The 24,417-nt window shown below is 41.1% G+C and carries 21 protein-coding genes, 2 pseudogenes and 1 riboswitch; of the genes and pseudogenes, 17 read left to right on the plus strand and 6 right to left on the minus strand.

Going from position 1 to position 24,417, the window contains the following annotated elements; all coding sequences use genetic code 11:
• From ACXJIN_RS07145 to glnA (ACXJIN_RS07165), 5 genes are all read left to right on the plus strand, one after another.
• On the plus strand, window positions 1–360 hold a 360-nt coding region (locus tag ACXJIN_RS07145), incomplete at its 5' end, for a hypothetical protein (protein WP_456400842.1).
• A 245-nt stretch (window positions 361–605) separates the two neighbouring features.
• On the plus strand, window positions 606–1,202 hold the full coding sequence (locus tag ACXJIN_RS07150; protein ID WP_456400843.1) for a thymidine kinase: 597 nt from the start codon (window positions 606–608) through the stop codon (window positions 1,200–1,202).
• Window positions 1,202–1,552: a cupin domain-containing protein gene (locus tag ACXJIN_RS07155; RefSeq protein WP_456400844.1), complete on the plus strand. Its 351-nt coding sequence runs from the start codon at window positions 1,202–1,204 to the stop codon at window positions 1,550–1,552. The genes ACXJIN_RS07150 and ACXJIN_RS07155 overlap by 1 nt, the downstream gene beginning before the upstream one ends.
• Entirely contained in the window at window positions 1,542–2,936 is a 1,395-nt protein-coding gene (locus ACXJIN_RS07160; protein ID WP_456400845.1) for a GGDEF domain-containing protein, read from the plus strand. Before ACXJIN_RS07155 ends, ACXJIN_RS07160 begins: the two co-directional genes overlap by 11 nt.
• Window positions 2,933–4,303: a type I glutamate--ammonia ligase gene (gene glnA, locus ACXJIN_RS07165; protein ID WP_456400847.1), complete on the plus strand. Its 1,371-nt coding sequence runs from the start codon at window positions 2,933–2,935 to the stop codon at window positions 4,301–4,303. Before ACXJIN_RS07160 ends, glnA (ACXJIN_RS07165) begins: the two co-directional genes overlap by 4 nt.
• 220 nt (window positions 4,304–4,523) lie before the next feature.
• Here glnA (ACXJIN_RS07165) and ACXJIN_RS07170 read toward each other — a convergent pair whose 3' ends face one another.
• Entirely contained in the window at window positions 4,524–5,384 is an 861-nt protein-coding gene (locus ACXJIN_RS07170) for an RpnC/YadD family protein (RefSeq protein WP_456400848.1), read from the minus strand.
• Between the two features lie 160 nt (window positions 5,385–5,544).
• Here ACXJIN_RS07170 and fdhF point away from each other — a divergent pair, with 160 nt between their 5' ends.
• The 6 genes from fdhF to ACXJIN_RS07200 are packed head-to-tail and all read left to right on the plus strand — an operon-like array spanning window position 5,545 to window position 12,831.
• A complete protein-coding gene (gene fdhF, locus ACXJIN_RS07175; RefSeq protein ID WP_456400863.1) occupies window positions 5,545–8,247 on the plus strand; it encodes a formate dehydrogenase subunit alpha in 2,703 nt (900 codons plus the stop codon).
• A gap of 6 nt (window positions 8,248–8,253) precedes the next feature.
• Window positions 8,254–9,180 (plus strand): ABC transporter ATP-binding protein, encoded by a 927-nt coding sequence (locus ACXJIN_RS07180; RefSeq protein ID WP_456400849.1) that lies wholly within the window; start codon window positions 8,254–8,256, stop codon window positions 9,178–9,180.
• Window positions 9,177–10,361, plus strand: a complete 1,185-nt coding sequence (locus ACXJIN_RS07185) for an ABC transporter permease (protein ID WP_456400850.1) — start codon at window positions 9,177–9,179, stop codon at window positions 10,359–10,361. Before ACXJIN_RS07180 ends, ACXJIN_RS07185 begins: the two co-directional genes overlap by 4 nt.
• Before the next feature lie 10 nt (window positions 10,362–10,371).
• Window positions 10,372–11,454: an ABC transporter permease gene (locus tag ACXJIN_RS07190; protein ID WP_456400851.1), complete on the plus strand. Its 1,083-nt coding sequence runs from the start codon at window positions 10,372–10,374 to the stop codon at window positions 11,452–11,454.
• Window positions 11,455–11,456: 2 nt separating this feature from the next.
• Window positions 11,457–11,828: a 6-carboxytetrahydropterin synthase QueD gene (gene queD, locus ACXJIN_RS07195; RefSeq protein ID WP_456400852.1), complete on the plus strand. Its 372-nt coding sequence runs from the start codon at window positions 11,457–11,459 to the stop codon at window positions 11,826–11,828.
• Entirely contained in the window at window positions 11,818–12,831 is a 1,014-nt protein-coding gene (locus ACXJIN_RS07200) for a hypothetical protein (RefSeq protein ID WP_456400853.1), read from the plus strand. The genes queD and ACXJIN_RS07200 overlap by 11 nt, the downstream gene beginning before the upstream one ends.
• 58 nt (window positions 12,832–12,889) lie before the next feature.
• Here the strand turns inward: ACXJIN_RS07200 and ACXJIN_RS07205 are convergent, their stop codons facing one another.
• Genes ACXJIN_RS07205 through pheS form a run of 5 tightly spaced genes read right to left on the minus strand, consistent with a single transcriptional unit; the run spans window position 12,890 to window position 18,435 of the window.
• Window positions 12,890–13,810, minus strand: a complete 921-nt coding sequence (locus tag ACXJIN_RS07205; RefSeq protein ID WP_456400854.1) for an isoaspartyl peptidase/L-asparaginase family protein — start codon at window positions 13,808–13,810, stop codon at window positions 12,890–12,892.
• 25 nt (window positions 13,811–13,835) lie between these two features.
• Window positions 13,836–14,276, minus strand: a complete 441-nt coding sequence (fliJ, locus tag ACXJIN_RS07210; protein WP_456400855.1) for a flagellar export protein FliJ — start codon at window positions 14,274–14,276, stop codon at window positions 13,836–13,838.
• 1 nt (window position 14,277) lies between these two features.
• Complete coding sequence (locus ACXJIN_RS07215; protein WP_456400856.1) at window positions 14,278–15,072, minus strand: inositol monophosphatase family protein; 795 nt, start codon at window positions 15,070–15,072, stop codon at window positions 14,278–14,280.
• Between the two features lie 2 nt (window positions 15,073–15,074).
• Window positions 15,075–17,432, minus strand: a complete 2,358-nt coding sequence (gene pheT, locus ACXJIN_RS07220; protein WP_456400857.1) for a phenylalanine--tRNA ligase subunit beta — start codon at window positions 17,430–17,432, stop codon at window positions 15,075–15,077.
• A 13-nt stretch (window positions 17,433–17,445) separates the two neighbouring features.
• Entirely contained in the window at window positions 17,446–18,435 is a 990-nt protein-coding gene (gene pheS, locus ACXJIN_RS07225; RefSeq protein ID WP_456400858.1) for a phenylalanine--tRNA ligase subunit alpha, read from the minus strand.
• A gap of 329 nt (window positions 18,436–18,764) precedes the next feature.
• A riboswitch (purine riboswitch) is annotated at window positions 18,765–18,866 on the plus strand.
• 45 nt (window positions 18,867–18,911) lie between these two features.
• Here pheS and ACXJIN_RS07230 point away from each other — a divergent pair.
• The 6 genes and pseudogenes from ACXJIN_RS07230 to guaA all read left to right on the plus strand — a co-directional run bounded on the left by ACXJIN_RS07230 (window position 18,912) and on the right by guaA (window position 24,016).
• Window positions 18,912–19,361: pseudogene (locus tag ACXJIN_RS07230) on the plus strand (phosphoribosylaminoimidazolesuccinocarboxamide synthase).
• Window positions 19,362–19,395: 34 nt separating this feature from the next.
• Entirely contained in the window at window positions 19,396–19,776 is a 381-nt protein-coding gene (locus ACXJIN_RS07235) for a hypothetical protein (protein WP_456400859.1), read from the plus strand.
• Window positions 19,734–20,786 (plus strand): phosphoribosylamine--glycine ligase, encoded by a 1,053-nt coding sequence (locus ACXJIN_RS07240; protein ID WP_456400860.1) that lies wholly within the window; start codon window positions 19,734–19,736, stop codon window positions 20,784–20,786. Before ACXJIN_RS07235 ends, ACXJIN_RS07240 begins: the two co-directional genes overlap by 43 nt.
• Window positions 20,787–21,188 (plus strand): AIR carboxylase family protein, encoded by a 402-nt coding sequence (locus ACXJIN_RS07245; RefSeq protein ID WP_456400861.1) that lies wholly within the window; start codon window positions 20,787–20,789, stop codon window positions 21,186–21,188.
• The gene (gene glnA, locus ACXJIN_RS07250) at window positions 21,185–22,501 is read left to right on the plus strand and encodes a type I glutamate--ammonia ligase (RefSeq protein WP_456400862.1); all 1,317 of its coding nucleotides are present in this window, start codon (window positions 21,185–21,187) and stop codon (window positions 22,499–22,501) included. Before ACXJIN_RS07245 ends, glnA (ACXJIN_RS07250) begins: the two co-directional genes overlap by 4 nt.
• A gap of 6 nt (window positions 22,502–22,507) precedes the next feature.
• Window positions 22,508–24,016, plus strand: a pseudogene (gene guaA / locus ACXJIN_RS07255) (glutamine-hydrolyzing GMP synthase).
• The last annotated feature ends 401 nt before the right edge of the window (window positions 24,017–24,417 follow it).

Below are 24,417 nucleotides of genomic sequence, written 5' to 3' on the forward strand. Positions count from 1 at the left end.
ATTAATGTTGATTTCTTTAAAATTGCATCAGCTACAAGGTCAACAAGCGAGGCTGGATCTCCAGTTATAATAACATTCAGCAGCACACTTACAACACTTAGTTCGTTCTCAACAAGCGAGATTACTCTTTACAACACTTCCTTTGGTATAACTTACGTTGCAAGCAATGTCAAATTCGGAACTGATACTGCCAGCATTACCGAATTTTACAAACAATCAACTAATGGTCTGATTTATTCTAAAGATTTGCCAAATGGAACATACAAGGTAACTGTTGGAACAAGCATTGTGTCAAGTTCGACCGTTTGGGGAGAACATTCTGCCTCAAACAATGGCACATTCTTATTCACATTACCGTAAATTAATTGAGAGTTTTTTTAAGTTTGATCCCCACCTCTCACGAGGTGGGGATTTTTATTTGCGCACCTTTTTCACGGTGTGGGAAGTTTTGCTTGCTTATATTGCGCATCTTCGTTTTGCATTTCGATTTATTCACGTACAACTCAAGTTATACGATATTTCATATTGAAAAAAGGACCTTGAAAGAAAAGCTTTTTTGATATAATACTTTTTGGCTTAACGATATTTTGGAAAGAGGGATGAAGTTGAGAGACGTCAAAAGAAAAGGCAAAGTTGAAGTTGTTATGGGCCCAATGTATTCCGGAAAGACTGAAGAATTGATAAGAAGAATTGTGCGTAGAAACATCGCCCGCCAGGAGGGCATAATCTTTAAGATTTCATCCGATACAAGAACACGTGAAGAAAAGGTCATTTCGCGCGCGGGAACGTCTCTGAAAGCGGAAGTTATCGACAATTCATCTGAGGCTTTAAAACATGTGGACGATTTTCTGGATTACGTTGCCTTCGATGAAGCGCAATTTTTCGACGATGCGATTGTGGATGTCGTCAAAGAGTTCGTGAATCGTGGAACGGATGTGATAGTTGCTGGCTTAAACCTGGATTTCCGAGGTGAGCCATTTGGCAACGTTATGAAGATAGCCGCCATAGCCGATGAAATAGCCCTGTTGAAGGCGGTATGCGTTGTGTGTGGCGCGGATGCCACGAGAACGCAAAGGCTCATTTTAAAAGACGGAAAGTGGGTACCGGCTTCAAAAAACGATCCAATTTTCAAGGTTGAAGGTGCGGATGTGCAGGTAAGGTACGAACCACGTTGCAAAAATTGTTGGGAGGTGGAAGAATAATGGCGATAGTTGGAAGGCATGAAGAAGTTATGCCGGAGATATACGATGATGGAAAGATCGCGAAGGGTGTGGAAAAACGTGTGTTAATAGGTCCAGACAACGGCGCGCCGAATTTCATAATGAGACATTTTACGGTTAAACCTGGTGGATTTTCACCATTTCACACCCATGATTGGGAACACGAAGTCTACATTTTAAAGGGAAAAGGTTTCCTTCGCCTTGAGAATGAAAAGAAGCCTTTTGAGGCTGGAGATTACGTTTTCGTTCCGCCGAACGAAAAGCACCAATTCGCGAACGATGGCGACGAGGTGTTGGAATTCATCTGTGTGATTCCAAAGTATGGAAATTGATGAGTTAAGGGCTAAGCTTGAAAAAGAAATAAGAAGGCGGCGCATCTTTCCCCACTACATTTACATAGCGGAAAGCTTGGGATATTTGAAAATGAAGGGAGTTTTTTCGAAAAATTTTTCAGAAATCCCTTTTTCTTTTCTGGACTTCGCGAAGATATATTACAGGATTTATCGTGAAATGCCGACAATTGAATTCACAAACGTCAAAGAAAGACAGTACGTTGAATTATTCAAGGATGAAAAGCGTGTTTTGAAAGTGCCATACGTGGACGCCTTTGATGAGGTGAAACTCGCCTTTAAGGTGGTAAGCGCTTTTGGAATTTTCAAAAGCATTTTGGACGCGGTGGAAGGTTTTTCAATTCTTGAAAACATTTCATACCTTGTAACGGACGCTTTGCAAAGTGAAGATATCAACAGGATGCTGTATTTGCTGATGAAAGCGTTGACGGCGAGATACGGCTTCGCGTTTGATAGGGCGCTTTTATTTGAGAAAAATGGAAATTACCTTGTTGGAAAAAGGGCGATGGGTCCATTTGATGAAAGGGAGCTATTTCTCACGTGTTCGCAAAATTACGAAGAATATTCGCTTGAAGATTTCGCAAGCCAAATTCCTGGTGAGATCCCTCAATTCAGATTGCAAAAGTACGTTTCTTCGATAAAATTTCATATTTTTTCAAATGAAGGAAAGTTTTTAGACGTAGATGAGTTAAAAGTTGTTTCAGAGGGTGGAATTCCTATCAACGTAAAAGAAGCGTTGATGGTTGAAAGTGATGTGGTCTTGATACCAATTTCTACGAAGTACGGAGATAAAAATCTTTTCATTTTGGATAACAAATTCACAAAGAGAGAATTTTCTAAAATCATCGTTCCGCTTTTAAAACAATTTAAAAGGCAGATGGAGTTGCTCTTGGAAGATTTTCAACTGAAAGAGCGTTTGAAAGAGCTGGCGTACAATGACGAGCTAACTGGTGTAAAAAATAGAAGAGTGATAAAAGAGCTTGAAAATCAAGATGGCGTTTTGGTAATGGTGGACTTGGACAAATTCAAGTACGTAAATGATACCCTCGGCCACGAAGCCGGTGATAGGTTATTGAAAAAGTTCACATCATTGGCCAACGGCGTTTTGAGAGCGCAAGACACTGTTTTAAGGTATGGTGGGGACGAGTTCTTACTCGTTTTAAGGGATGTGAGTGTTGAACAGGCGAAAAAGGTTATAGAACGTTTGAGAGAATATGCTTTGAACAACTCGATAAGCTTTTCCGCGGGCATAACCAGCTTAAGAGCGTCCATTGAAGAAAGCATAAGGTTTGCGGACAAAGCGATGTACGAAGCAAAACAAAGTGGAAAAGGTATATGTGTAGCAAAGGAGGAGGAAGCGAATTGAATTTGCAAGAGGTTTTGAAAAAAGTCAAAGAGTACGAATACGTTGATATGAAGATTTACGATGTGAATGGAACTTTAAGACACGTTAGTTTGCCAACGACAAAAGTGACTGAAGACACTTTTAAGAAGGGTGTGGGTTTTGACGCTTCAAATTTCGGTTACGCCCACACGTCGTTCAGCGATATGGTTGCCATACCTGATGTTAACACCATGTTTGATGAGCCATTTGCCGACGGAGAAACGGTTTCTTTCATTTGCGATGTGTGGCTTCCAGATAGGTCAAAACCATTTAGTTGGTACCCAAGGAATGTTTTGAATAAGGCTTTGGAATACGTTCAAGAAATAGGCATAGCCACTAATATGATCGTGGCTCCAGAAATGGAGTTCAACCTTTTTGATTCGGTAACCCATGAAATTTCTCCGAGAAGCGTGTCGTTCAATGTTGAAAGTGAAGAGATCAGCTGGCCTTTGGCTCAGGAGCCAATGATCGGAGCGGACAAAGGCTATCATAGAACGCCTCCATTTGATTCAAAGTACGATGTAAGAAATGATATGGTTTCCATTCTTACAGATTTGGGAATGAACGTGAAGTATCATCACCATGAAGTCGGAGCGTCGCAGTACGAAATCGAGTTTAACCTTTCTGATGTCAAATTGGCGGCTGATTGGATACCGATTCTTAAATACGTTGTGAGAAACGTTGCAAATGACAATGGTTTTGTCGCTTCGTTCCTTCCGAAACCAATGGAAGGGTACGCGGGAAATGGCATGCACGTGCACCAAATGCTTGTTAACGGTAAGAGGAATATTTTTGACGATCCGGCGGGACTTTATTCGTTGTCAGATGTAGCGCTTTCGTACATTGCCGGTATTTTAAAACACGCGCCCGCACTCTTGGCGATCACCAATCCGTCCACCAATTCTTATCGCAGGCTTGTTCCGGGATTTGAGGCTCCAACAAAGCCTATTTTTGCTTTGGGGAACAGAAATGCGGCGATTAGAATACCCGCTTACGTTGCCTCCAAAGACGTGAGAAGGATCGAATTCAGAACTCCAGACGCGACTTCCAATTCTCATTTCACAATGGCAGCAATGCTTCTGGCTGGCATTGATGGGATAAAGAAAAAACTCGATCCAACCAAAGAGGGATTTGGACCATTCGAAGGAGACGAAATTCCGGCTGATGTTAAAGATCTTCCATCTTCTTTGAATGAAGCGCTGGATGAACTGGAAAAAGATCACGATTTCCTTCTTCCAGCATTCGACGAAGACTTCCTTTTGATGTGGATAGAACGTAAAAGGAGAGAGGCAAAGAGCATTTCACAAGTGCCGCATCCAATGGAATACGAACTTTATTTTGGGATTTAATGTGTTTTGCTTAAAGAACATCTGCAAGAAACCCTTGCAGATGTTCTTGTACTCAGGCGTGTTCATGATAAGGCTGTAGAAAGACAATTTTTTGAAGCCAAAGGACTGATTCTCTTTTTTAGATAGTTGAAGACAGTTTTATCAATTTTCCATTTGGTTTTAGAGTAAAATGCAGTCGTGCAGAAATGAAGTTTATATCTACGCAAAAGATCGCAATTTGTTATTGTAACAGCTTTTTCACTTCGTTTAAAGTTATATCAAAAATGTGATCTATGATGTATTCAAGAGTTTCCGTATCGGCTTTTTTGACTTTTTCTTTCATATCTTTTGTGTATTTTTCCTTAAATTTCGCTAGCAGCAGTTTTGAAGCGTTATTTCTTAAAGCTTCCAATTTCCCTTGTTGAAGTCCTTGCTGGAGCCCCTGTTCAATCGCTTCTTTTCTTTCTTTTTCAAAAATATCCACATCGAACATTTTTTTCATCCTCCTTTTCAGAAGATTTATCATTTCTTCATCATAAACGGTTCTTGCCATTACCAACGTTGCCGTTATTATGTCGTCTTTCAAATCCCTGCTGATTTTCATCTTCGCTTCTTCATCCACCAGTTCGACTATTTTTTCTTCGTTTGTGTTCTTCATCAAAGGCATTAACGCCATTTCTATGTAATTGCCATTGCCGTCCTTTACCTTTTCAATAACTTTTTCGGCATCCATTTCATAAACTTTTATCGTTTTTGGCTTGAATATAACGCACTCACTTTCAATTTTCTGTTCACCTATTTTAGCCTTTCCGAGATAAATAATGTATGTGGCTACCGGCATATGAAATTGTCTCATTAAAAGCACGTTGTAAGTCAAAAATCTGTAAAGTGTATCGTTTGTCATGCTCTGTTGGAATTCAACGTGAATGATTTCAGGCGTGTCTGTTTCCAATACAAAGTCCGCGTGAAGATCTGCCATGCGAATGTCTTTTATCTCTTCTGATAGGTATTGGACACCGTTTGGACGTATTCCAAGAAAATCTGTTATTTGGTTTAGAGAGATGTGTGAAAGGTATTTCATGATGATATCTTTTTCCGCCATGAACAGTCCCCTCAATTGGTTTTCAATTTTTATTTTACCATATGGCGTTTTATGAGTTTTGTGATTTGATAAAAATCCTTTAAATCCAAACTAAAAGAGTAGTATAATTAATAGTTGGAAGAGCACACTAGATGATTTGGAGGAATGAAGAATGGCTAAAATGGTAACAATAGAAATTGATGGGAAAGAATGGCAAGCTCCGGAAGGGGAGAATCTTTTAAAGTTTTTGTTAGATCAAGGATTTGATATTCCACATCTATGCTATCACCCGGCTGTTGAAAGCATAGGAGCGTGCAGAATGTGTGTTGTTGAGGTGGAAGGAGCGAGAAACCTTCAAACTTCGTGCACTACGAAGATAAAGGAAGGGCTTAAAATCAAAACACATACCGACCGTGTGGAAAAATCGAGAAAGATGAATCTTTCGCTTATACTCTCAGAACATCCAAATGATTGTATGACTTGCGATATGAATGGGAATTGTGCGCTTCAGGATTTGAGTTACAAGTACTTTCCAAGCCAGAAACCTTATTTTGGATTCGGAAATAGGAATTTGAAAATTGACGATTCAAGCCCGTTCATAATAAGGGATTTGAACAAATGTATTCAGTGCCAGCTGTGTGTAAGAGTTTGTAATGAAGTTCAAGGAATGTCAATCTATTCCATGGCAAATAGGGGATCAAAAGAGCTGCCCGCAACACCCTACGATTTGCCTCTTGCGGAAACCGACTGTGTGAATTGTGGGCAGTGTGCGAGCATATGCCCTGTAGGCGCCATTGTTGAAAAACCATCCATAGGAAAGGCAAGGCGCTGGGAAACAGAAAAGGTTAAAACCACGTGTGCGTACTGTGGTGTGGGTTGCCAGTTAGAGCTTCACGTAGATAGAAAGAAAAACGAGATCGTGCGCGTTATGCCTTCAGGAGAGAATCCTGAAGTTAACGATGGCATAGCCACGTGTGTTAAAGGCAAATTTGGTTACGAATTTGTCAATCATCCCGATAGATTGAAAGAACCGCTGATGAAAAAAGATGGAAAGTTCATAGAAGTCAGCTGGGATGAAGCTATGGAGTACACTGTTACAAGATTAAAGGAAATAAAAGAAAAATACGGTCCAGACTCCATTATGTTTCTATCGTCCGCGCGCTGTACAAATGAGGAAAATTATCTTTTACAGAAATTTGCCAGGGCCGTGATAGGTACAAATAACGTGGATCACTGCGCAAGGCTGTGTCACGCTTCAACAGTTGCTGGTCTGGCTGCCACGCTTGGCAGCGGAGCAATGACTAACAATTTGTTGGATATCTTGGATGCCGATGTCATACTTTTAACCGGTTCTAACACAACGGAAAATCACCCAGTTTACGGTTCAAGAATAAAAAAAGCAGTGAGAAATGGCACAAAGTTGATAGTGGCTGATCCAAGAAAAATAGAATTGGTGGACTACGCTACAATCTGGCTTAGACATTTACCAGGCACGGATGTTGCGCTTTTTAACGGGATTTTAAACGTTATAATTCAGGAAAATTTGATAGATGAAGAATTCATAAGATCTCGCACAGAAGATTTTGAAAAGGTTAAAGCCACAGTTGAAAAGTACACTCCAGAATACGTTTCACGCGTGACAAAAGTTGATAAAGAGGACATAATCAAAGCGGCCAAAATATACGGTAGCGCTCAAAATGCCGCCATAGTGTACGCAATGGGAATAACACAGCACGTGAGTGGAACACATAACGTTATTTCACTTGCCAACTTGGCAATGGCAACTGGCAATTTGGGAAGGCCTGGCACGGGCGTGAATCCTTTGAGAGGCCAGGGGAATGTTCAAGGGGCCGGCGATATGGGCACGCTTCCAAACCTTTATCCAGGTTATCAAAGCGTAACTGATAGCATGGCGAGAAAGAAATTTGAAGAGGCGTGGCACGTTGAGAAACTTCCATCAAATGTTGGCTTTGCGATCACTGAAATGGCGGATGCTATTTTAGATGGCAAGATAAAAGCGCTTTTTGTGATGGGAGAAAACCCGAGAATGAGCGATCCTGATGCTTTGCATCTTGAAGAGGCTTTGAAAAAGCTTGATTTCATGGTAAGTATCGATATTTTTCCAAATGATACTACCAAATTTGCCGATGTTATTCTACCCGCTTCGAGTCAATATGAAAAGGATGGTACCGTGACGAACACGGAAAGAAGGGTGCAAAGGGTACGGCAGGCAGTTAAACCCATTGGAAATTCCAAACCAGACTGGATAATATTGAAAGAACTCTTCAACAGGTTTGGTTATAAAGCCGATTATTCCCATCCTTTTGAAATAATGGAAGAGCTTACCAAGGTAACTCCAATATACGCCGGAATAACCTACGATAGGATAGAGCACAAAGGTCTTCAGTGGCCGTGTAGAACAAAAGAGGATCCGGGTACCCCGATCTTGCACGTTGAAAAATTTACGCGACCAAATGGAAAAGGAAAATTCATTGCCGTGGAATTCGCTGAGCCACCGGAATTGCCTGATGAAGAATATCCTTTCTACCTTTCAACCGGAAGAATTCTTTACCAATATCACACTGGCACCATGACGAGAAGGGTAGAAGGTATAAACAAGATAAACCCTGAAATTGAGATTGAAATAAATCCATCTGACGCTGAAAGGCTTGGAATTGAAAATGGAGATAGGATAAGGATTACTTCAAGAAGAGGGAGCATAGTTGGCAAAGCTAAGATCACAAAGAGATCTCTGGAGGGCATGGTTTTCGTTCCATTTCACTACAGCGAAGCAGCGGCCAACGAGTTGACCCTGAATGTTATCGATCCAATTGCCAAAATTCCCACTTACAAAGTTGCGGCGGTAAAAGTGGAAAAAGTGTGAGAATGTATGGAAAAGGTAATAGAGGTTAGAGATTTAAGGAAAAAATACGGAAAATTTGAAGCTGTAAAGGGCATTGATATAGATGTTTTTAAAGGAGAGGTGTTTGGTTTTTTGGGTCCTAACGGTGCCGGAAAGACGACAACGCTTGAAATACTTGAAGGCCTTAGAAAGCCCACTTCTGGCACGATAAAGATGTTCGGCGAGGAAATAAAGGGTGATGTCATTCCCGAAATAAAAGAAAGAGTTGGGGTGGTACTTCAACAGACGAGTTTTCTTGATCACTTAAAAGTCAAAGAAATTCTGGAGCTTTTCGCTTCTTTTTTCAAAAAGTCGATTTCCATAGAAAAGGCTTTAGAAATGGTTGAACTGCAGGAGAAAGTGAACGCTTATCCTGAAAACCTATCGGGTGGTCAGAGACAACGTTTGGCGATAGCCGTGGCCTTGATAAACGATCCGGATCTCATTTTCATGGACGAGCCAACAACAGGGTTAGATCCGCAATCCCGTGAGTCGATATGGTCACTTGTGGAAAAACTGAAATCAAATGGAAAAACCGTTTTCTTAACGACGCATTACATGGAGGAAGCCCAAAGGCTATGCGATCGAATAACGATAATAGATCACGGAAAAGTTGTAGAAACGGATAGTCCGGAGCATCTCATAATCAAGTATGGTGGCGAAAGTAAAATAGATTTTTCTTGCACGCCAACTCCTCCAACAGAAAAGGTAGAAGAATTGGAAAGAAAACTTGAAGGTAAAATTCAGAAGCTTGACGATCATTGCAGAATAGTAACTACGGATCTTACCCAAACCCTTGAAAAGATAGTTTTGTGGTCTAAAGCTAACAACGTATCATTAACGAATGTGTTCTTGATAGAGCCAACGTTGGAGGATGTCTTTTTGAATCTTACCGGTAGGGAGCTGAGAGATTGAAAAGCGCTTGGCAATTTTTCAAGATACATTTTTTGAGTGATATGAGAAATAGAAAATCCATATTCTGGGCGATGCTTTTTCCGTCTATTTTGCTGTTCATTCTCGTTTTGACGTTTTCCAACCTTGGCGTGAAGGGATCTCTGAATTTCAGGATAATAATAGTGGATGAAGCGCAAAGCGTTCAAGGAATAGATTACGCAAATTCATTGATAGGCGCGTTTCGTTCACTTTCGCATCCCAACAAAAACGGTTTTTTTACCATAGTAAAGGTAATGAAAGGAAATTTGAAAGATGCGTTCAACGATGTTTTGTACTCAAAAGCCGATGCCATTATAGAAATTCCAAGAGATTTCAACAAACTCGTGATGCGATCGGTTCTCTTCGCGAAATTGGGCTTGCCGTTTGCGGCGGCTCACATAAAGGTTTACTACCTTCCGAATGAAGCTTCGTCCAGCCTTGCGCAAGGAGCAATTGATGGTGTTATGGATGAGGTGAATTCTTACATGATGTCCAAGTTCAACTATCACTTAAAGGAATTCACCGTGCGAAGTGAAACGATCGGTGAGATGATGAAAGCACCAACCTACACCGACTTTGTAACACCGGGAATTATAATAATTGGGGCTTTCACAACGGGACTACTTCTTGTTGGCCCTAAACTTGCCTTCATGAAACGTAACATGGTGATGAAAAAGTACGCTTCAACTCCGGTAAGTCCAAAATCTTTTTTCACGGGCTTTACCTTTTCCAAGCTGTTCTTGATGATAATTCAATACTTTTTGCTGGCAATATTGGCGGTTTTGGTGTTCAATTCCGCGGTCCATATTTTTTCACCGTTGGCCATACTTTACTATCTTTTCACGTGCATGATTTACATTCTCATAGGATTTGACATAGGATTTTTGTTTTCAAGCCCTACCGCCGTTAGCGCGTTGACGAGCGTCGTGAATTTACCTCTTGAATTTCTGGCTGGCATATACTTTCCACTTTTCAATTTACCGTGGTACGTTAACATTTTTGTTTGGTCCAATCCACTCTGGTACGCGACAAATGCGATGAGACAATTCCTCAACGTTGGATTGTCAACAACGCCGATGTGGTTGAACGTTTTCGTTCCGGCTTTATGGGGGATGGCTTCTTTGATTTTCCTTTCAACGCGTAAAATGTGGAAGAGAATATGAAGGTGAAAGAATGAAAAGTGGGAATACATTGCTATTAAAGAGCTTCTACATGTTTATAAGAGATGGAAAGGCCACTTTAATGATGTTCGTTTCTCCACTCGCATTCATGCTCATACTTGGTTTTGTCATAGCCGGAATATCTGGAGGAACGCAAAATGTGTCTGTCAGACTGGCATTTCACCTTTCAAAGAATCTACAGCCATTTGAGAAGGCATTGGAACAAGAGGCAAGAAACGCTGGATTTAACGCTGTTTTCGTGAAAGATGAAGAAACGATAAAAAAATTGGTTTCCTCTGCAAAGATGCAAATGGGGATATCTCTCAATTCCACCTCAATGACCTTTTTTTACAATCAGGCTTTCGGTCAATACAACAATTATTTGAGAATATTGCAGAAATTCGTTTCTCAAGCGGTGAGAAAGAGAATTTCAGGAATCCCAACCTACGTTGAAGCACAACCCGTTAAGATAAACAGAGGAGTGAATCTGACGGTTATATCGTTCATCGTGCCGGGAGCCATGGCCATTGCCATTTTGACTGCGTGTGTACTTTCAACGGCGACGGCGTTTTCAAATTATCGTTCCAATAACACTTTAAAGCGGTTAAAAGTAACACCTCTAAGTGGAAACACCTTTGCCTTTTCAATAGCCATCCACAGATTTTGGTCTTCCGTTGTTTCTTCTGTTCTAACTATTTTAGCTGCGGAAGCCATTTTTTCCACAATTTATTCTATAAATTGGCTACTTTTGCTGTTAATAACTTCCACAGCGGCCATAATGTCTATAGGTTTAGGGACGATCTTTTCGGTGGTATTCAGAGATATGTGGACAACTTTGAATTTCTCAACTATACTTCTTACCGTTATGATGCTTTTTTCGAACGTTTTTTATCCTTTTTCAATAATGCCAAATTACATGCGTGTCATTGCCCACGCGATGCCGGTGACGTATTTCACGCAAGGCTTGCGCTACGCTTTGGGAATAAGCCCAATGTACATGAGTGAGTTCCTGTTAGTGAACGCGATCTTCGCCTTTGTAGGTGTCATGCTTGTCATAATCGGAGGAAGGATCATGTTTTACTTTGAAAGGAGATAGCGATGGCTTTCTTTATATCTAAGGAATTCAAATTCGACGCGGCTCACAATTTGATAAGGTACCATGGAAAGTGCGAACGGCTTCATGGGCACACTTACAGGCTCCGTGTTACTTTGAGGGGAAAACAAAATGAAGATGGTATGATTTACGATTTCGTGGAGTTGAAGAGAATCGTGAGCGAACGAGTGATTTCAAAGCTCGATCATTCTTACATAAACGATCTTATCGAACAGCCAACTGCCGAAAATATAGCTATCTGGATATGGAATCAGATCTTTGGCGTTTTGAATGGAGAGAACCATAAGCTTTACGAAGTAAGGGTATGGGAAACGGAAAACTCTTTTGTGACGTACAGAGGAAATGATGAAGAATAAAATCTTTGAATGTGTTTTCATCTTTTCGCTCATCCTTTCTTTTTTGACGTTTGGAGGGATAGCGTTAGCCTCAAGTACAAAAAGTTTAAGCATTAGGCTTTCAATTTCAAATTTGCCAAATTCTCAAGAGTTGTTGAAAGAAATTCAGAAGTTTTCCCCTTCTCCGACTTCAAATTGGTCTTCGATGTGTGTAAAAAAGGTGTTTTTCAGGAAAAGTGATATTCCAGACATTGCAATTGTAACTTTTGAAGACGAACAAGGAGATCCGTACGTTTCTTTTCACGTTTTAAGATTTGTCAACGGTAAATGGAAAGTTGCCTTTACAAAAGGAAAAGATTTCATGTATTTTGAAGGTTTAAAAGTTGGCAAAGCAATGGAAAATGGGAGCCAGCAGGTGATCGTGTACTGTCATGAGGGAAGTGGGAACTATCTGTATTACTTCATGGTAGGACAGTTAAAAGATAAGTTAGGAGTTTTGCTTTCAGATATGCAAGAGGGTACCGAAGATAACGATGTGTGGCCGAATGGGCAGATTTATTTCCATGAGGGAGGGGTTCTCATAAGTTCTGGAAGTCAGGGAACTTTGTTCAAATGGAATGGAAAGAAGTTCACGAAAAAACCTTACATTTTAAGGCCAAACCTTGGAGATTTGAAAAGGGGCGATGTGGTAATAGCGTATAAATTTCTCGATAACGGCGATTTTTCAGCCATTCCAGTCCCATCCTATGGAACATTTGGGGGAGGACAAGCTTTATGGTCACTTAACGGCGTGCCCTTTGAAAGTAATACCGTCTTGAAGATAAAAGTTGGGAACAGAATATATCTTGATAGGCAGAATTTCAACGATGCCGTGGAGTACCTTTATTGGGACAGCAAGTACCTCAAATTCGATTTTCTTCACAGATGTTTGATAGCTTTAAAAGCGGGAAAGACGGACATAGAGATCACCAACAGGTACACGACGTTTGGCTCCATTGATTATGTGGTTGACATAGAAAAATAAGAGTTTTCATGTCGCTTGGTGGATAAAACAATCGGGCCGTGGGGCCCGATTTTAATTTTTATCTCAACGAAACTTTTATTTCATCCATTCCTTCTTTGAAATAAGCGTGCGGCATATCCGGTGTGTTATGGGCCATTCCAACTTCTCCATGCCTATCGACTATTATTATTCCCGCTTCCGTTCCTACGGTGTTGTTAAGATAATTCAAAACTGCTTCGGCAGCGTGTGGGGCATCCAAGCCCATCCCGAGAAAGTCCGCAGCGACCTTTGTTATAAGAACTCTCATCATGCCTTCACCCAAACCAGTTGACGAAGCGGCGCCAAATGGGGTGGCATACGTTCCAGCACCTGGAATGGGTGTATCTCCAACTCTTCCCAAGAGTTTCAAGAAAACTCCTCCCGTGGATGTTGCCGCCGCGCATTCGCCATGTGAATCGACTGCGACTGCACCAACCGTTCCGTGGAGGAATTCTGGATGTTCTTGAAAGAGCTTTCTCAATTTTGGCCAGTCTTTGTAGTCACCATTTATGAACTGCTTTTTGTACTTTTCCCATTGTTCTTTGCGTTTTTGGGTGATTGGATCGTGGTATTCAAATCCCATGAGTTTCGCAAAATCGTTGGCACCGTTTCCAGCCAAAAGCACGTGATCGGTTTTTTCCATAACCTTTTTCGCCAGGCTTATAGGATGTCGTATGTTCTTCACGCCCGCGACCGCTCCGAAGTCAAGATTTGGTCCGTAAGCTATTGCTGCGTCCATTTCCACTTCTCCATCGAAGGTTAAAACGGATCCTGTTCCAGCGTTGAAAAGCGGATCGTCTTCTAAAACGTTCACCGTGGCTTCAACCGCGTCAAGCGCCCTTCCACCGTTTTTTAGTATTTCTAATCCGGCTTCAACGGCTTTTTTCATGCCGTTTTCCACTTCTTTTGGATCTTTTTCCCTTACTTTTCCCGCACCACCATGTGCTATTATGGCGTACATTTTTGTGCTCCCTCCTTCTAAAAGTTCATCTTTTTTTCTTTCGCATACTTCTCTCTAAAGCTATATCGTCCATGATCTTTTGCTCTTCCCTTTGAACTTCAAGATCATGAGAACTCCTTTGCAATTCCTTCAACCTTTCCAGCGCTTTCCTTTCTTGATAAAGTTTTTTGTAACGTTCTCGTAGTTCATCTAGCTGTTTTTCCAGGTTTACCAATTCGCTGATTTTTTCTTTTCTTAAGTGATACAGGGACTGTATATAACGCATCCATTCAAGTATGCGTTCTACGCCTTCGATTCCTTCATCCATCTTATTCTGAGCTGTGGAAATTTCTTTTGCCAAATTTTCAATTTCCTCTTTAACACTTTCAATTGTATCGTTTAGCTTTGACATTTCAAGCTTTAACAGCTCGAGTGATGAGTTTTTTATGTCGAGCAACTTTTGAAGGCTGAATTTGAATTTTTTCAAATCACGCCTCTTTTAAAATTTTTACCATTTTTGAAAGCATTTTTGGTGAAGTTGCCAGAACGCTTTTTGAGTAGATGGTGAATTCATCGGAAAGTAGATCTACCACCACTCCTCCAGCTTCTTGCACGATCAGGGAACCGGCAGCCATATCCCACGGTTTAAGCTCGTATTCCCAGAAACCATCTATTCTGCCGCTTGCGACGTAACAAAAATCGAGAACGGCGCTCCCAAATATTCTCAAAGCCCTTACCTTTCCAAAAAAAGCCTCATAATCTCTAAGAACTTTTTCCCTCATGTGAACGGCACTGTATTGGTAACCCGTGTTAACAACAGCGCTTTCCAGATCGGCTACATCGCTTACGTGTATGTGTCTGCCGTTTAAAAATGCCCCTTCGCCCTTTACAGCCTCAAAAAGTTCGTTCATGAACGGATCGTATACAACGCCGATAACGGGCTTCTCTTTGTAAGTAACGGCTATGGAAACACAAGAGTGTGGAATTTTCTTTGAAAAATTCGTCGTGCCGTCTATTGGATCAACTATCCACATGTAATTGTCAGGCTTCTGTCTCTCCTCTATTCCCGTTTCTTCTCCGAAGATGACATCGTTTTGAAAGGCGGCCGAAACTTTTTCCTTCAATTTTTTTTCAACTTCCAAATCAACGTTGGTAACTATATCGTAAAAACCGCTTTTCGTCTTTGTCCATTTCAAATCTTCCACGTTTTTTCGAATTGTATTTCCGAGTTCGTAAGCCAATCCCTTTGCAAATTGAAATCTCAAAAGCAATTCCTTTTTCATGATCATTGCACCTTCCTTACGGTTACACCTTCAAGCGAATCGAGGGTCTCAATTAAAGCTTTAAAAGCTTCGTTGATTTCCTCTTCGGAAAGGGTTTTTTCCATTGAATTGTACGTTATAGTTATCGTGATGCTGTATACACTTTTTGGTATGTGCTTGCCCCTGTAAAGATCGGAGACTTTTACATCGCTTACATACGGAGAGGAATTTTTGGCGATTTTAAGTATTTCTTCCGCTTTTATTTTTCCCTTTTCCACGAACATGGAGAGATCTTTGAATGACGAAGGATATTGAGAATACCTTTTGTATCTTACGCTTTCCCTTTCATCGTAAATGGCTTTCAGATCCACATCGGCATAATGAATTGGAACTTTCACGTCTAAAGATTCAAGCACTTCTTTTGATATTTCCCCTATTTTTCCGATAATCTTTCCATTTAAGATGATTTCAGCGCTTCTGCCACTTTCAAAACCTTTTATGTTCTTTTGAGAGAAATCAACTTTTGCGTGCAATGAATTGAGAAAAGCTTCAACATCTCCTTTTACATTCAAAATCTCTGAATTTCTCTTATCGGTGTAATCTTCTTCGTTTAGCCTTCCAGCGGAAATGAACGCTATCATTTCCCTTTCTTTTTCTTCTTCGAAAATTCTTCCAACTTCGAAGAGCCTTACGGCTTTTTGCTGATGTTTTAAGTTGTAGGCGGAATCTTCCAACAGGCCTATTACAAGATCTGGTCGCATCAACGACATTTCCGGTGAAAGCGCGTTTATGAGCTTTGGGCTTTTCAAAGTTTCAGCATCGTAGAATTTCTCAACTATTTTCGGATCGACAAAGGGATAAGTTATGGCTTCATAGTAACCCAAAGCGACTGCCGCCATTTTTGCCTTCATTTTGAAGTTCCACCATTCGTTTTTCCTTGAAAAGATAAAAGGGAGAGAGCGGGTCTGTGGTAAATTTTCCAGACCGTGTATTCTCGCGAATTCCTCTATCAAGTCCACATCTTGGACTATATCTCTTCTAAAAGTTGGAACTGTAACGTTCCAGCCATCCCCTTCTTTTTCCGTTTTAAAGCCCAACCTGGCGAAGCAATCTTCAACTTCTTCTTTCTTTGTGATATACGCCACGTAAGAGTCTAACTTTCTTTTTTGAAGGTAAACTGATCTTTCTTTCATCTCATGAGGGTAAAGATCTACGAACCCCACCACGTATCCTCTTGCGAGGCCGGTTATCAGCTCAATTAGTCTTTTTGCCACCAATTCGGTATCGTTTGCGTCTACGCCCCTTTCAAATCTGAAAGATGCGTCTGTTGATATGTTCAACTCTTTTGAAGCCTTTCTCACCTTTACGGGATCAAAAGTCGCTATTTCCAGCAGTAAGCGCGTGGTTTCTAAAGAGACACCACTTTCCTTTCCACCTATGATTCCGGCAATGGCGAGCGGCTTCTTACCATCGGTTATCAATATTTCTCCACCTTCAAATTCGTATTCCTTTGAATTGAGAGCAAGGAGCTTTTCGCCTTTTTTCGCGTCTCTTATTACTAATTTACCGGTGGATATTTTGTCGTAATCGAAAGCGTGGACTGGATGCCCAAGCTCCATCATCACGTAATTCGTGATATCGGCGATGTTGTTAATGGAGCGTAGTCCAACGGAAGCCAATCTCCTTTTCAGCCAGAGCGGCGATGATTGAACCTTCACGCTGTCTATCCTCACTGCCATATATCTCCAGCAACCTTCGCTTTCAATTTCAACATCCACTTTCTCTTTATTCGTAAGATTTACGCCTGGAGATGGTATTTTAAACGGCTTTTTCTCAACGGCAGAAACTTCCCTCGCCAAACCAACGTGAGACAGACAATCGGGCCTGTTTGGAGTTATTTCAAGCTCGAAGGTGGTTTGATCCAGGCCAAGGGTTTCTTTGACGTCTTCACCAATTTTTACCCTTTCTTTAAAGCGGAAAACACCCTCTGAATGGGATTCGAGCCCTAACTCTTCAAGCGAAAACATCATTCCTTCCGTTTTTACACCTCTTAATTCGTTTGCTTCGATCTTTTTTCCATCCGCTGTAGAAGCCTTTCCCGCTGGTCCAAATGGGACTACGTCCCCTTCCTTTACGTTCAGATCGGATGTGACCGTGATGTATTCTTTTTCTCCCGTGTTTAACACGCACACGTTCAATTTGTCGGCATTTGGATGCTTTTTTACGTTTACAACCCTTGCCCATACCACACCTTGAAGTTTTTCAAAGGGTTTTTCTATCTCTTCAACTTCGCTTCCAGACATCGTTAACTCGTCGGCGAGCTTTTCAACATCATCGCTGGCATCTATGTAATCTTTCAACCATTGCACGTTGAGTTTCAAGTCTTATCACTCCTTAGAAGAGTTTTAGGAAGTTCAGAGAATTTCTTGGGAACTCCCTTATATCGTCAACACCGTATTTAAGCATGGCAAGTCTTTCGATTCCCATTCCAAAGGCAAACCCTTGCCATTCATTTGGATCCAAACCGACATTCCTCAACACGTTTGGATGAACCATCCCAGCTCCTAACAATTCAAGCCATCCACTTTTCCCTTCGGGGAATGAAACGTCAACTTCCACGCTTGGTTCCGTAAATGGAAAGTAATGTGGTCTAAATCTCACCTTTTTGTCTTCACCCAGAACGGATTTTATAACGTTTTCCAGAGTTCCCTTTAGGTCTGCTATCGATATGTTTTTATCTATTGCCAACCCTTCAATTTGAAAGAAAGCTGGAAGATGAGAAGCGTCGTAATCTTTTCTGTAGACTCTTCCCGGAGAGATAACTCTTAAAGGAGGCTTTCTCAATTCCATAGTTCTTATTTGAACCGGTGAAGTATGAGTTCGGAGTAATTTCTTATCGTCTATGTAAAAGGTGTCGTGTAGATCTCTTGCAGGATGCCATTGTGGCGTGTTAAGCGCCTCAAAATTGTAGTAGGTGTTTTCTATTTCAGGGCCTTCAACGACTTCGAATCCCATTCTTTCGAAAACTTCCACACATTCTTGAATCATCTGAGTTATTAGGTGCAAACGCCCTATGGAACGTTTTGCGCCTGGAATAGTAAGATCCACACTTTTTTCTAACGCCTCATTTTTCTTTTGTGCAGCTTTAAATTCCTCTATTTTTGAAGATAGAATTCTTTCAACTTCTTCTTTTACCAGATTGAGTGCCTTACCGAATTCAGCTCTCTCTTCTGGAGGGATGTCTTTCATCTTTTTGAATTGTTCCTTCAAGAAGCCTTTTTTCCCGAGAATTGAAACACGTGCCTTTTCCACATCTTCAAGGCTTTCAAGCTTTTTTATCCTTTCTTTTATCGATTCCATCAGCATGTCTCGGATGTCTTTCATCAAAATTCCCCCATTTTTTTCATTTGTTGAAAATTATAACACGCTTACTTTCCATTTTGGCCATTTTGCAGACTCATTTGACTCTTCGATTGCATTGTGCGTCAATGTTGCAAAGTAAAAAAGTAAATCTCATCCTCAAAGTACGTTAGAACATGCGAATTCTTGTGATGCTTAAAAGAGCAAATTGGTTCTTGGTGAAGCTTCAAAAGATTTTTTGCGCTTGTAGAATGATAGCCACCACTCGCATGAGGAGCTCATTTGTGATTTGATCACACTTAATATGCCATACACTTTGTTGAAACATTTTAAATGTTAAAATTCACATGTAAAATTGAACATGATCTCTTCCTTGTATAATCCCGGGAATACGGCTCGGGAGTTTCTACCAGGCAACCGTAAATTGCCTGACTACAAGGGTGATTGGTGTGTGTAAATCACTCTTGTAGAGTGATTTTTTCTTTTTTGGAGGTGGGCTTATGGAATTGCTTCGCAGTGGAAAGGTGAAATCCCTTTACCGCGATGGTGACGATACTGTTATCGTGGAGTTTAGAGATGACATAACGGCTGGAAATGGGGAAAAACATGACGTCATGAAAGGAAAAGGAAAGCTTCTCAATTCCATCAACGAAATCTTCTTCAATCTGCTTTCTTCAAAAGGAATACCCGCGCACTACCTGCGTAAAATTTCGGATACGGCATTTTTGGCAAAAAAACTTGAGATCATACCTCTGGAGGTTGTGGTTAGAAATTACACCGCTGGTTCGTTTTGAAAAAGGTATGGTGTAAAAAAAGGTAAAAAGATAGGACCTATTGTTGAGTTTTTCTTGAAAAAGGACGAACTTTCAGATCCTTTAATTTGTGACGACGCCGTAAAAGCGTTGCATCTCGCAAGCGAAGAGGAGATTGAAAAGATGAAATCTATTTGAATTGGTAACAAAGGCTCCGGACTTATCTCGTGAAGTGAAAAGGGAATATCCGCTTTGCAACGAAATTTCAATATGGTCCGAAAAAAACGTGAAGAAGGAGCTTTTGAGTTTACTTTCCAACCCAACTTCACCGGTTGTTGGCGTTGTTGAAGATTGGAAGAAGATACCGGCAAGTGGTTTTGTAAAAGATGGGGATCACGTTTACCTTGTTGGACATAGAAAAGTTCTCAAAAACGCTGGCTCACTCTACCCTCAAAAAAGAGATGAAATGAGAAATAGATCTTTTCCAAGGGTAAATTGGAATGAGTGCAAAAACGTTTTGTATACCGTATACGAGGCGATTCAGAAAAAATGTGCGAAGCGGTTCACGATGTGTCAGAAGGTGGCTTGCTGGTTGCTCTGGCAGAAATGGTGATAAATGGGAAAAAGGGAGCGAAGATACGAAGTGATCTTCATCCGTTTGAAGAGTACCCGACCCGTTTTATCGTGGAAGTTTCCAGGGAGCGTTTAAGAGACTTCAACAGAAGAAATGCAATCCCTTGTGCCGATGCCTTGAACGTTGAAACGATGGAAGAGGCAAAAAAAGCCGTTAAAACTTTTGAACCCCCTTACGTTTTAAAAGCCGATGGACTGGCAAGCGGAAAAGGAGTGGTGATAGTTAACGATGCCGAAGAAGCGGTTGAAAAAGCCGAAGAAATGCTAAATGGGAAATTCGGCCAGGCATCAAAAAGAATTCTATTTGAGGAGTATTTAAAAGCTGAAGAGCTTTCAGCGATATGCCTTTACGATGGAAACACGCTGTTACCCTTGGAATTTGCCCGTGATCACAAAAAGCTCTTGGAAGGCGAAAAAAGGCCAAACACAGGCGGTATGGGTGCTTACTCCCCTGTTAAAATGGATGGTGATATGGAAAACTCTGTTTTCAATTTGTTGAAAAATATAGAAAATGCCTTAAAAAGGGAAGATATTCGCTATCATGGTGTGCTGTACGTTGGAATGATTTTCACAAAAAAGGGGGCCAAAGTTTTGGAGTACAACGTTCGTTTTGGCGATCCAGAAGCTCAGGCTTTGATGGTAAGACTTCAGAATGATCTTCAGGAACTTTTCACAGATGTTTTTGACGAAAGATTGGAAAAAGTCAAACTAAGATGGGGAGCCCCTTCCAACGTTTTGATAATTGCGTCAGAGGGGTACCCTTTTGCTCCAAAAAAAGATGTGGAGATAGGGAATTTTCATGAATTGGCAGAGAAATTGGGTGTGATCGTTTTCGGAGGAGCCATAAAGAAGAAAAATGGAAAGTATTTTTCTGATGGTGGAAGGGTTTTAAGCGTTGCCGCCGTAGGCGAGGATGCCCACGAGAGAACACTTGAATTTGCAAAACGTCTGGATTTCCCTTCTAAGGTTTACAGAAAGGATGTGTTTTGAATGAGAGTTTCCATAGTTATGGGCTCGGAAAGTGACAGAGAATTCGTTGAAAGTGGAATAGAAGTTTTAAAGGAAGCAAAAGTGGAGTACGAGCTGAACGTTTATTCCGCCCACAGAAACCTTCAAGGTTTGCTTACTTACTTGAAAAACATGCCACAGGACGTGAGGGTTATAATAGCGGTAGCTGGTCTTTCTGCGGCGTTACCGGGTATAGTGGCTTCACAAGTTGATATTCCTGTCATAGGAGTTCCAAGGGATGTTGGCCCGCTAAATGGAATAGATGCTCTCCTTTCGATGATACAGATGCCCAAGGGAATCCCTGTTGCAACTATGGGAATAGGCAAGTCCGGCATGATAAATGCGGCAAGAATGGCTGTGAGAATTTTGGGGGTGATCAAATGAAAAAAGAGGAAATTTTGAAAGTGGTAAAGGAAAAGAATTTGAGGATCATAAGACTTCAATTCACGGATTTGAATGGAACTTTGAAGCAGGTAAGCGTGCCAGTTTCGGAAATGGAAAGGGTTCTGAAAAATGACATCATGTTCGATGGTTCCTCCATAGAGGGATTTGCCAGAATAGAAGAGTCAGACATGTATTTGAAACCTGATTTGGAAACTTTCACGCTTATTCCGTGGGAAAATTTTGAATCCGCCAGGATGATATGTGATGTGATGAACTCCGATGGCAGCGACTTCGAAGAATCGCCGAGATATATACTCAGAAAAGTTATAAGAGAAGCGCAAAAGATGGGGTTTGAAGCCTACGCTGGGCCGGAACCTGAATTCTTCTTGTTTGAAAATGAGAACTCCTTTCCTCAAAAGAATTCCTTGTTGGATGCCGGTAGTTATTTCGACATGTTGCCACTGAGTAAGAGTGAACTGGCAAGAAGGGAAATGGTTCAGGCGTTGGAAGATATGGGATTCAAAGTCGAAGCGGCTCACCATGAAGTGGCACCATCACAACATGAAATAGATTTTCGATATGCCGATATCATGACGACGGCAGACAGGGTGCAGACTTTCAAACTTGTCGTGAAAACCATGGCCATAAAACACGGAATTCACGCTACATTTATGCCAAAGCCTATGGAAGGGATAAATGGTTCGGGTATGCACGTTCATGTAAGCCTTTTCAAAGATGGCAAAAACGCTTTTTACGATCCCAACGGTGAATATCAACTCAGCAAAACTTTCCTGCATTTCGTGGCAGGATTGCTTAAACATGCGCGTTCAATAACCGCTTTCACAAATCCCACGGTTAACTCTTACAAAAGGCTGGTCCCCGGTTATGAAGCACCAGTCAACGTTGCCTGGGCTGTTGGAAATAGAAGCGCATTGATAAGAATCCCTCAAGCGCGAAAGAATTCAACAAGGCTTGAATACAGAAGTCCGGATCCATCTTGCAATTCTTATCTTGCATTTGCACTGATTTTGGCAGCTGGTTTGGATGGAATAAAAAACGAATTAATGCCCCCAAGACCTATAAACAAAAACATATTCAACATGACCTCTTCTCAAAAGAAAGTTAACAGGATAAAGGCCCTACCTTCATCGTTGCAAGAGGCTTTAAATGAAGCGAAAAAAGATAAGCTCGTCGTTGAAACGATAGGTCAAAGCGCCTTTAAAACGTTTTTGAGGATGAAAACGAAAGAATGGGAAGAATTTTCCTCTAGCGTTACCGATTGGGAAGTCAAAAAATACTTCGATGTATTGTGATGAATTATGGATGAAATACTCATAGTCGATTACGGTTCGCAGTACACACGCCTTCTTGCCCGAAGAATAAGGGAGATTGGCGTTTATTCAAGGGTGGAATCACCCAAAAATCCCACTTTAAATGAGAACACAAAAGGAATTATCTTATCAGGCGGACCACTAAGTGTTTACTCTCCAAATGCGCTTGGGCTTCCCAAAAACATAAAGGGTTCTTCACTCCCGATGCTTGGAATATGTTACGGCATGCAGCTGTTAGTCCATGAACTGGGAGGTGAAGTGAGAAAAGGTGAAACCTTTGAATACGGTTTAACACGCGTGAATTTTTCGAGCGATCCTCTATTTTTAAACGTGAAATCTCCCAACACCTGGATGAGTCATGGTGATTCCGTTGAGAAGCTTCCGCCAAATTTCGTCAAAATAGCTGAAAGCGAAATGGGAGTGATCGCAGGGATACGTTCAAAGGATGGAAAGATATACGGATTGCAATTCCATCCAGAAGTTTCTCAAACCGTAGATGGAATGAAAATGATCAAAAATTTCGTCTTGGAGCTTTGTAAAGCGAAGCCAACATGAAAGATGGAAGATTATGCTCTTTCGAAGATCAAAGAGATAAGAGAGAAAGTCGGAAACTCAAAGGTCATAGCGGCAGTTTCCGGTGGAGTTGATTCAACCGTTGCCACCGTTTTAACGGCAAAAGCCGTTGGCAAAAATTTGAAATGCGTTTTTGTCAATCATGGTTTGCTCCGGAAAGAAGATGAGGAAGTTCCCAACATACTTTTACAGCTTGGAATAGAGGTAAAAGTTGTGGATGCTTCAAAAAGATTCTTCGAAGAGCTAAAAGGCGTTACCGACCCGGAAAAAAAGAGAAAGATAATAGGGGAAACGTTCATAAGAGTTTTTGAAGAAGAGGCCAAAAAGATAGATGCGGACTTTCTCCTCCAGGGAACCATATATTCGGATGTTATCGAATCTGCCGCTGCTTCTGACACTTCATCCAAGATAAAAAGCCACCATAACGTTGGAGGACTTCCGGAAGATATGAACTTAAAGCTTGTTGAACCTCTTAGAGAACTCTTCAAAGATGAAGTGAGAGAGCTTGAAAAAGTACTTCAAATTCCCGAAAGAATTTTGAACAGGCATCCATTTCCCGGGCCAGGTCTTGCAATACGTATTATAGGAGAAGTTGATCCTGAACGAGCGGAAATTTTAAAGAAGGTGGATGAAATATACACCTCCATATTAAAAGAGAGTGGGGAATATGACAAGATATGGCAAGCCTTTTCAGTACTTTTGCCAATAAGAAGCGTGGGGGTAAAAGGCGATCAAAGGGCATACGGTTACGTTGTCGCATTGAGAGCGGTTGATAGCTTTGAAGGAATGACCGCTTCGTGGCATGAAATGCCTAACGCCCTTTTGAGAAGGATATCCTCAACCATTACAGATAAAGTGCCAAGTGTGGGAAGGGTGGTCTATGATGTATCGGATAAACCCCCTGCTACGATAGAGTGGGAATGATGGAAAGGCGGTCATTGAAAAAGAATTTTTGAAGTTTTGTCAAAACTTCAAAAAAAAGAAGAGAGAAAGGCAGAGAAAAGCATAATTAATCGAAACCCAGCCAGCACGAATTCACTCTTTTATCCATCTTGCGATTCAAAAAACGAGGCACGCTCAGACACTCGTCCATGAGTGCTTCGCTTTCTCAACACGTCCGTGTGTTTCCCAACCTCGTTTTTATGAGTCTCCAGATGGCGAGTTCATAAGTGCTGGCGAATGTTTCAGGAAAGTGAAAAAGCAGAAGTTGATCATTTTCTTAAATTAACGTACGTTAAGAATGAAAAACCATAAAAAGGTAAAGAGGTGTTTTGATGTTTGAAAAGGCTTACACTTTCGACGATGTTTTGCTGGTTCCTCAATAC

The organism is Mesoaciditoga sp. (assembly GCF_054006115.1).